The 7730-nt window shown below is 69.1% G+C and carries 6 protein-coding genes and 1 pseudogene; 3 read left to right on the top strand and 4 right to left on the bottom strand.

Annotation, left to right across the window (positions count from 1 at the left end; genetic code table 11):
* The 4 genes from FUT87_RS04415 to FUT87_RS04400 form a co-directional block, all read right to left on the bottom strand.
* Window positions 1-763, bottom strand: a 763-nt coding sequence (locus tag FUT87_RS04415) for a PhoX family phosphatase (protein ID WP_147240209.1), incomplete at its 3' end; no start/stop codon positions are given.
* Between the two features lie 125 nt (window positions 764-888).
* Complete coding sequence (locus FUT87_RS04410; protein WP_091725401.1) at window positions 889-1725, bottom strand: BPSS1780 family membrane protein; 837 nt, start codon at window positions 1723-1725, stop codon at window positions 889-891.
* On the bottom strand, window positions 1722-2705 hold the full coding sequence (locus FUT87_RS04405; protein ID WP_147240208.1) for a homoserine kinase: 984 nt from the start codon (window positions 2703-2705) through the stop codon (window positions 1722-1724). Before FUT87_RS04405 ends, FUT87_RS04410 begins: the two co-directional genes overlap by 4 nt.
* Window positions 2706-2760: 55 nt before the next feature.
* Entirely contained in the window at window positions 2761-3105 is a 345-nt protein-coding gene (locus tag FUT87_RS04400; protein ID WP_091725396.1) for a hypothetical protein, read from the bottom strand.
* A 114-nt stretch (window positions 3106-3219) separates the two neighbouring features.
* Here FUT87_RS04400 and polA point away from each other — a divergent pair.
* The 3 genes and pseudogenes from polA to FUT87_RS04385 all read left to right on the top strand — a co-directional run.
* Window positions 3220-5995 (top strand): annotated as a pseudogene (gene polA, locus FUT87_RS04395) (DNA polymerase I).
* Between the two features lie 267 nt (window positions 5996-6262).
* Window positions 6263-7531: a lipoprotein-releasing ABC transporter permease subunit gene (locus FUT87_RS04390; RefSeq protein ID WP_147240207.1), complete on the top strand. Its 1269-nt coding sequence runs from the start codon at window positions 6263-6265 to the stop codon at window positions 7529-7531.
* Window positions 7532-7541: 10 nt separating this feature from the next.
* On the top strand, window positions 7542-7730 hold a 189-nt coding region (locus FUT87_RS04385), incomplete at its 3' end, for an ATP-binding cassette domain-containing protein (RefSeq protein WP_255511660.1).

Genomic DNA, 7730 nt, shown 5'->3' with positions numbered 1-7730 from the left:
GGCTGAACAGCGTCTGCAGCAGCAGGTGGCCCTTGGCCGGGCCGGTGATGTCCATCGTCGTGGCCGAGGTCACGCGGCGGTTGTAGCGCGAGCCGCGCACCATCGTCGTGTTGGCGCCGTCGCGCTTGACCTCGACGACGCTGACGCCGTGCGCGTAGATCTCCTTCTCGACCTCGGTGGCGTTGCGCGTGGCGCCCGCGGCGCGGCCGGCGGGGTGCAGGCCGTAGGGCGCGACGACGTACTCGTGGTTCACCGCCAGCAGGCCGCGGTCCGAGCGCTTGGCGTCGAAGGCGCCGGCGTCGCTCATGCCGAACCAGTACATGCCGTCGTGGCCGTCACCGATGCGGCGGTTGTAGGAGTCGGCGGCCTCGGAGCCGTCGTCCTTCCAGGACTCGTCGCCGAAGTGCATCGGATCGCCCAGCGCGTGCAGGATGCTGACGTTGTAGCCCTCGGGCACCGTCACCAGGTCGTTCTTGTTCTTGGCGACCGCGGTGAAGCCGATCTTCAGCGCGGCCGGAGCGGGTGCCGGGGCGGGCGCAGGAGCCGGGGTGCTGTCATCGTCGCTGCCGCAGGCGCTCAGGAGCGAGCCGCCAAGCAGCGCCGCCGCGGTGGTGCTGATGCCACCCTTCAGGGCGACGCGGCGCGACAGGCGCGCGGCGAGGATGTCCTCGAAATGGGGATTGGCGGACGGGTTGAGGACGGCATCCTCGTCGTACTCGTTGACGTCGGACTGGCTGGCCACGAGGTCGTGCTGCTTGCTCATTCTTGAAGGCTCCGCTGCAAATGAAAAGGCGGGCGGATTCTGCGAAGAGCAAGTGACGATGCTGTGAAATCGTCGTGAGGACGCTGTCCGGGGGAAGGCGCGGGCGCAGGGCGCCCGGCGGGGGGTCAGCCGGGCGTGCCCGGGGTACCGGGAGACTCCGGCAGGTCGCGGGGCGCGCCGAACATGAAGCAGTCGATGAACACGAAATACATGGAGCAGAACTGGGCCGTGGCCAGCGCCATCACCAGCGGCACCGCCAGCACCTGCGCCAGGCCGGGCTGTCCCAGCAGCACGGCGAACAGGGTCAGCACGATCAGGCCGGCGAAGCTCAGGCCGATCCAGGCCACGCCGAACAGCGCATAGGCGCCCTTGTTGCGCCACAGGCCCAGCACCGACGAGAACAGCGACTGCATCACGCCCTGGCCGCCCCAGTGGATCAGCGCCGGGGCCAGGGTGAAGGGCACCAGCACCGCCATCAGCAGGACCATGCGCAGCAGCCCGCCGAAGAAGAGCATCGGATTGGCGGCCATGGCGGCCTCGATCGCGGCGTCGCTCTGGCCGCTCTGGCGCATCTCGAGCAGCGTCAGCAGCGCGCCGCCGTCCACCAGCAGCGACAGCGCGCCGGCGGCCATCAGGGACAGCGCGCAGGCCAGGCCCAGCAGCAGCTGGGCGCGGCGCCGCTCGGGCGTGAGCCGCAGCGGCTGCAGGAACACCGAGGCGGTGGGCGTCTGCGCCTGCAGCACCTGGTGGGCGGCCAGCATGAAGCCCAGCGACATCAGCGGCAGCGAGCCCGCCGACAGCACCTGCCCGATCAGCGGCACGAAGTTGATGGCGATGTTGAACAGCGCGAACAGGCCGAACAGGCCGATCAGCGCGATCGGCTTGCGCTGCAGCACCTTCAGTCCATGGCGCACCCACAGCAGGCCGTTGCGCGGCGGGACCGATTGGAGGTGCAGGATCATGGGAGGGACTCCAGCGCATGCCACGGCTTGGCGATGCGCTCGCGCAGGACGCGCTCGAAATGGGTGGGATCGTGGGGCTTGAGCAGGCTGGCCTCGCGGGGCAAATGGAAGTCCCACAGGCGGGAGATCCAGAAGCGCAGCGCGGCGGCGCGCAGCAGGCCCGGCAGCAGGCGGTGCTCGGCGCCGCTCAGCCGGCGCACCGACTCGTAGGCCTTGACGAAGGCGGTGGCGCGCTGCTCGTCCAGGCGGCCGCTGTCCAGGTCGATGCACCAGTCGTTCAGGCAGACGCACAGGTCGAACAGGAAGCTGTCGACGCCGGCGAAGTAGAAGTCGAAGAAGCCGCTGAGCATCTCCCGGCCGGGCAGGCCGTCGAACATGACGTTGTCGCGGAACAGGTCGGCATGGATGGGGCCGCGCGGCAGCGCCGCGGCGCTGGGCGCGAGCTGTTCCTGGAAGGCGAGCTCGGCCTTGAGCAGCGCGGCCTGGTCCGGCGCCAGGTGCGGCAGCACCAGCGGCACGGTCTCGCGCCACCAGGGCAGGCCGCGCAGGTTGTCCTGGTGCAGCGGGAAATCCTGGCCGGCCAGGTGCATCCGGGCCAGGCCAGCGCCGACCTGCTCGCAGTGGAACTGGTCCGGCGCGAGCTGGTGGCCGCCGCGCAGCTTGTCCACGACCGCGGCCGGCTTGCCGGCGATCGTGTGCAGGATGCGGTCCTGCGCGTCGGGCTGCGGCGCGGGCACCGGCACCCCCTTGCGCGCCAGGTGCCGCATCAGCTCCAGGTAGAAGGGCAACTGCTCGAAGCTCAGGCGCTCGAAGATCGTCAGCACGTACTCGTGCGACTCGCCACCGCGAACCGTGGTGACGAAGTAGTTGGTGTTCTCGATGCCGGCGGTGATGCCCTTGAGCGCCTGCAGCTCGCCCAGGGCCAGGGTGTCCAGCAGCGCTTGCGCCTGCTCGGTCGAGACGTCGGTGAATACGGCCATGAAGGGGGAAAGGGAACGGACCGGGGGCCGACCCGAGCGGGTCGCGCCGGGGTGGTCAGAAATTGAAGAGGCGCCAGACCCGCGAGCCCGCGTTGCCGCGGTCGGCGCCCTGGCGGGTGGGGATGTCGCGACCGCCGTCGCCGAGCAGGATCTCGTACTCGGGCGCCTTGCTGTCCTTGTTCTTGACCACGACCTTTTGGGTCAGGCCCCGCACCCGGGTCTCCTCGATGCGGACCTTGTCGTCCTCGTTGACGAGCTGCTCGACCTTCACCTCGGGCACGTCGCGGAACTTCACCGTTTCGGCGGGCGCCGGGGCCGGGGGCGGCGCGTCGGCCGCGTGGACCTGGAGCGCGGTGGCGGCCAGGAGGGCGAACAGGGCGGCGAGGCGGGTGGTTTTCATGGTGGCGCCGATTCTATGCCCGCCTCCTCGAAAACCCTGTTCCCCTGGGCGAGGGACCGCGTCAGGCGCAGGCTGCTGACACGGCGGATGGCGCGCGCCTGCAACAATGGCGGGATGAGCAAACCTCTGATGCTGCTGGTCGACGGTTCCAGCTACCTCTATCGCGCCTATCACGCCATGCCCGACCTGCGCGGTCCCGAGGGCCAGCCCACCGGCGCCATCCACGGCATGGTGGCGATGCTGAAGAAGCTGCGCGACGACTACGGCGCCGAGCACGCTGCCTGCGTCTTCGACGCCTCCGGCCCGACCTTCCGCGACGAGTGGTACCCCGAGTACAAGGCCCAGCGCGCCCCGATGCCCGACGACCTGCGGGCGCAGATCGACCCGATCCATGAAGTGGTGAAGCTGCTGGGCTGGCCGGTGTTGACCGTGCCCGGCATCGAGGCGGACGACTGCATCGGCACGCTGTCGCGGGTGGCGGCGCAGGCGGGGCACCAGGTGGTGATCTCCACCGGCGACAAGGACCTGGCGCAGCTGGTGACGCCGGATGTCTCGCTGATCAACACGATGAGCAACGAGAAGCTGGACGAGGCCGGCGTGGTGGCCAAGTTCGGCGTCCCGCCGGACCGGATCATCGACTACCTGACGCTGATGGGCGACACGGTCGACAACGTGCCCGGCGTCGAGAAGGTCGGCCCCAAGACCGCGGCCAAGTGGATCGGCGAGCATGGCTCGCTGGACGGCGTCATCGCCAACGCCGACAAGATCAAGGGCGTGGCCGGCGACAACCTGCGCAAGGCGCTGGACTGGCTGCCGATGGGCCGCAAGCTGGTGACCGTCAAGGTCGATTGCGACCTGTGCCTGCACGTGACCGGCTGGCCGGCGCTGGAGGCGCTCGCCTTCAACCCGGTCGACGAGGCGGGCCTGCTGGAGTTCTACGCGCGCAACGGCTTCAAGACCTGGAAGCGCGACCTGGAAGCCCGTCTCGGCGGCGAGGCGCCCAAGCGCGTCGCGCCCGAGGCGGACCTCGGCGGCGCGACTGCGCCCGACGCCTTCGCGCAGCATGCTCATCCCGCGATCCCCGTGGACAAGCGCTACGAGACCATCGTCGACCTGTCGCGCCTGGACGCCTGGATCGAGCAGCTGAACGCGGCGGAGCTGGCCGCTTTCGACACCGAGACCGATTCGCTCGACCCGATGCAGGCGCGCATCGTCGGCATCAGCTTCAGCGTCAAGCCGGGCGAGGCGGCCTACATCCCGCTGCGCCACGAAGGCCCCGACGCGCCCGAGCAGCTGCCGATGGACGAGGTGCTGGCGCGGCTCAAGCCGTGGTTCGAGGATCCGCTGAAGAAGAAGGTCGCCCAGAACGTCAAGTACGACACCCACGTGCTGGCCAACCACGGCATCGCCGTGCAGGGCACGGCCTACGACACGATGCTCGAGAGCTATGTGCTGGAGGCGCATCGCAGCCACGGCCTGGAGGCGCTGGCCGACCGCGTGCTGGGTCGCAAAGGGCTGAGCTACGAGGACCTGTGCGGCAAGGGCGCGCACCAGATCCCGTTCGCGCAGGTCGAGGTGGCGAAGGCGTCGGAGTACTCCTGCGAGGACTCGAGATGTGCCTGCACGTGCATCAGACGCTGCTGCCGCGGCTGGAGGCGGACGCGGGGCTGAAGTTCATCTACGAGCAGGTGGAGATGCCGGTGTCGGCGCTGCTGGCGCGCATCGAGCGCACCGGCGTGCTGATCGACGCCGCCAAGCTGCAGGCGCAGAGCGCGACCTGGGCCAGCGCATGGTGGCCGCCGAGCAGGCGGCCTACGAGATCGCCGGCCAGCCCTTCAACATCGGCTCGCCCAAGCAGATCGGCGAGATCCTGTTCAACCGCCTGGGCCTGCCGGTGGTCAAGCGCACCGCCACCGGCGCGCCGTCCACCGACGAGGAGGTGCTGGAGAAGCTGTCGGCCGACTTCCCGCTGCCGGCCAAGATCCTCGAGTACCGCGCGCTGTCCAAGCTCAAGAGCACCTACACCGACAAGCTGCCGCTGATGGTCAACGCGAAGACGGGGCGGGTGCACACGACCTACTCGCAGGCAGTGGCGGTGACGGGGCGGCTGTCGAGCAACGAGCCCAACCTGCAGAACATTCCGATCCGCACGGCCGATGGGCGGCGCGTGCGGGAGGCCTTCATCGCGCCGCCGGGCCATGTGATCGTGTCGGCGGACTACTCGCAGATCGAGCTGCGGATCATGGCGCACATGAGCGAGGACCCCGGCCTGCTCAAGGCTTTCCAGGAGGGCCAGGACGTGCACCGGGCGACGGCGGCGGAGGTCTTCGGCGGCGGTCTGGACGGGGTCACGCCGGAGCAGCGCCGTTATGCCAAGACGATCAATTTCGGCCTGATCTACGGCATGGGCGCCTTCGGGCTGGCGCAATCGCTGGGCATCGAGCAGAAGGCGGCGAAGGATTACATCGACCGCTACTTCACCCGTTTCGCCGGCGTGCGCCAGTACATGGACGACACCAAGCAATTCGCCAAGGCGAAGGGCTATGTGGAGACGGTCTTCGGTCGCCGGCTGTGGCTGCCGGAGATCAATTCGGGCAACGGACCGCGGCGCAGCGGCGCCGAGCGCCAGGCCATCAACGCGCCGATGCAGGGCACGGCGGCTGACTTGATCAAGCTGGCGATGATCGCGGTGCAGCAGGCGCTGGACGAGCAGGGGAAGAAGACGCGCATCGTGATGCAGGTGCATGACGAGCTGGTCTTCGAGGTGCCGAACGAGGAGCTGGACTGGGTGAAGTCCGAGGTGCCGACGCTGATGGCTGGCGTTGCCGCGCTGAAGGTGCCGCTGCTGGCCGAAGTGGGTGTCGGCGCCAACTGGGACGAGGCGCACTGACGGGGAGCGCTGACGACGCGCCCTGCCGACGCAGGGGGTGGCGACTCGGTGCATCGCGGGTTGCGGAACAGGCCCGAGGCCGTTGGTGCTGCGAGCTTCCAGAACTGACTGGGGCGCCGTCTGTCCGAGCAAAGCGAACCGCAGGTGAGCGGAGCGAGTTGGCGCCCTGCGAGCGGCGCCGACGGCCTCGGGCCTGTTCCGCAAGCCGTCGCTCATCAGCCTCCCCTAAGCGCTCAGCCGAAAGGGAGCGGTTAGCATCCACCCCCTATGAATTGGCCCTATGAGTTGCAGATCGGCTGGCGCTACACGCGAGCTGGGCGAGGGGGGCGCCGCAACCGCTTCATCTCCTTCATTTCTGGCGTGTCGATGTTTGGCATCGCGCTGGGTGTTGCTGCGTTGATCATCGTGCTCTCGGTGATGAACGGCTTCCAGAAGGAGGTGCGTTCGCGGATGTTGTCGGTGATCGCGCACGTGGAGTTGCTGAACGACAGCGGCGAGGGTTTGCCGGACTGGCGCGCCGTCGCCGATGCGGCGAAGAAGAATCCCGAGGTGGTTGCCGCCGCGCCGTTCGTCGCGGGCCAGGCGTTGATTGCGCGCGGTTCCGACATGCGCGGGACGATCGTGCGTGGCATCGACCCGGCCTTCGAGCCGGGGGTGACGCCGATCGCGGCGGAGCTGGCGAAGGAGGGTTTGCTGGCGCGCCTGGTGCCTGGCCAGTGGAACGTGATCCTGGGCGTGGAACTCGCGCGTCAATTGGGCGTGCAGCGGGGCGACAAGATCACGCTGGCGATTCCTTCGGGCCAGGTGACGCCGCTGGGCGTGCAGCCGACGCTGCGCCAGTTCACGCTGGTGGGTGTCTTCGAGGCCGGGCACTACGAATACGACAGCGGCCTGGCGCTGATCCACGTGGCCGATGCCGCCAAGGTCTTCCGCACCGGCACGCCGAGCGGCGTGCAGCTGAAGCTGCGCGACGTCCAGCAGGCGCGCGAGGTCGGCGCCCAGCTGCAGCGGGAGATGCTGCGCGAGGGCCGCGCCATCTACGTGCGCGACTGGACCCGCACCAACGCGAACTGGTACGACGCGGTCCAGGTCGAGAAGCGGATGATGGGCATCATCCTGACCCTGATCGTGGCGGTCGCGGCCTTCAACCTGGTGTCCACGCTGGTGATGACGGTGACCGACAAGCAGGCCGACATCGCGATCCTGCGCACGCTGGGCGCGAGCCCGCGCTCGATCATGGGCGTGTTCATGATCCAGGGCGCGCTGGCCGGCGTGATCGGCACGCTGGGCGGCCTGGGCCTGGGCCTGGTGGTCGCGCACAACCTGGACGTGATCGTCCCCTTCATCGAGCGGCTGCTGCACACCACCTTCCTGCCGGCCAGCATCTACGTGATCAGCCACATGCCGAGCGATCCGCAGTGGTCGGACATCGTGCCGATCACCGTGACCTCGCTGATCCTGGCGTTCGTCGCGACGCTGTACCCGAGCTGGCGTGCCAGCCGCGTCCAACCGGCGGAGGCGCTGCGTTATGAATGAGGGGAAGGACATGAAGCCGGCAGCGGCCGCCGCCGCGCGGATTCCCGCCGGGCAGGTGGTGCTGCAGGGCCTGGGCCTGGGCAAGCGCTTCGTCGAGGGACCGCTCGACGTGCAGGTCTTCCACGGCCTGGATCTCACGGTGAAGGCCGGCGAGACGCTGGCGGTGCTGGGCGCGTCGGGGTCCGGCAAGAGCACGCTG

Source organism: Mitsuaria sp. TWR114 (assembly GCF_007997345.1).
This window is presented reverse-complemented; position numbering and strand designations above follow the sequence as displayed.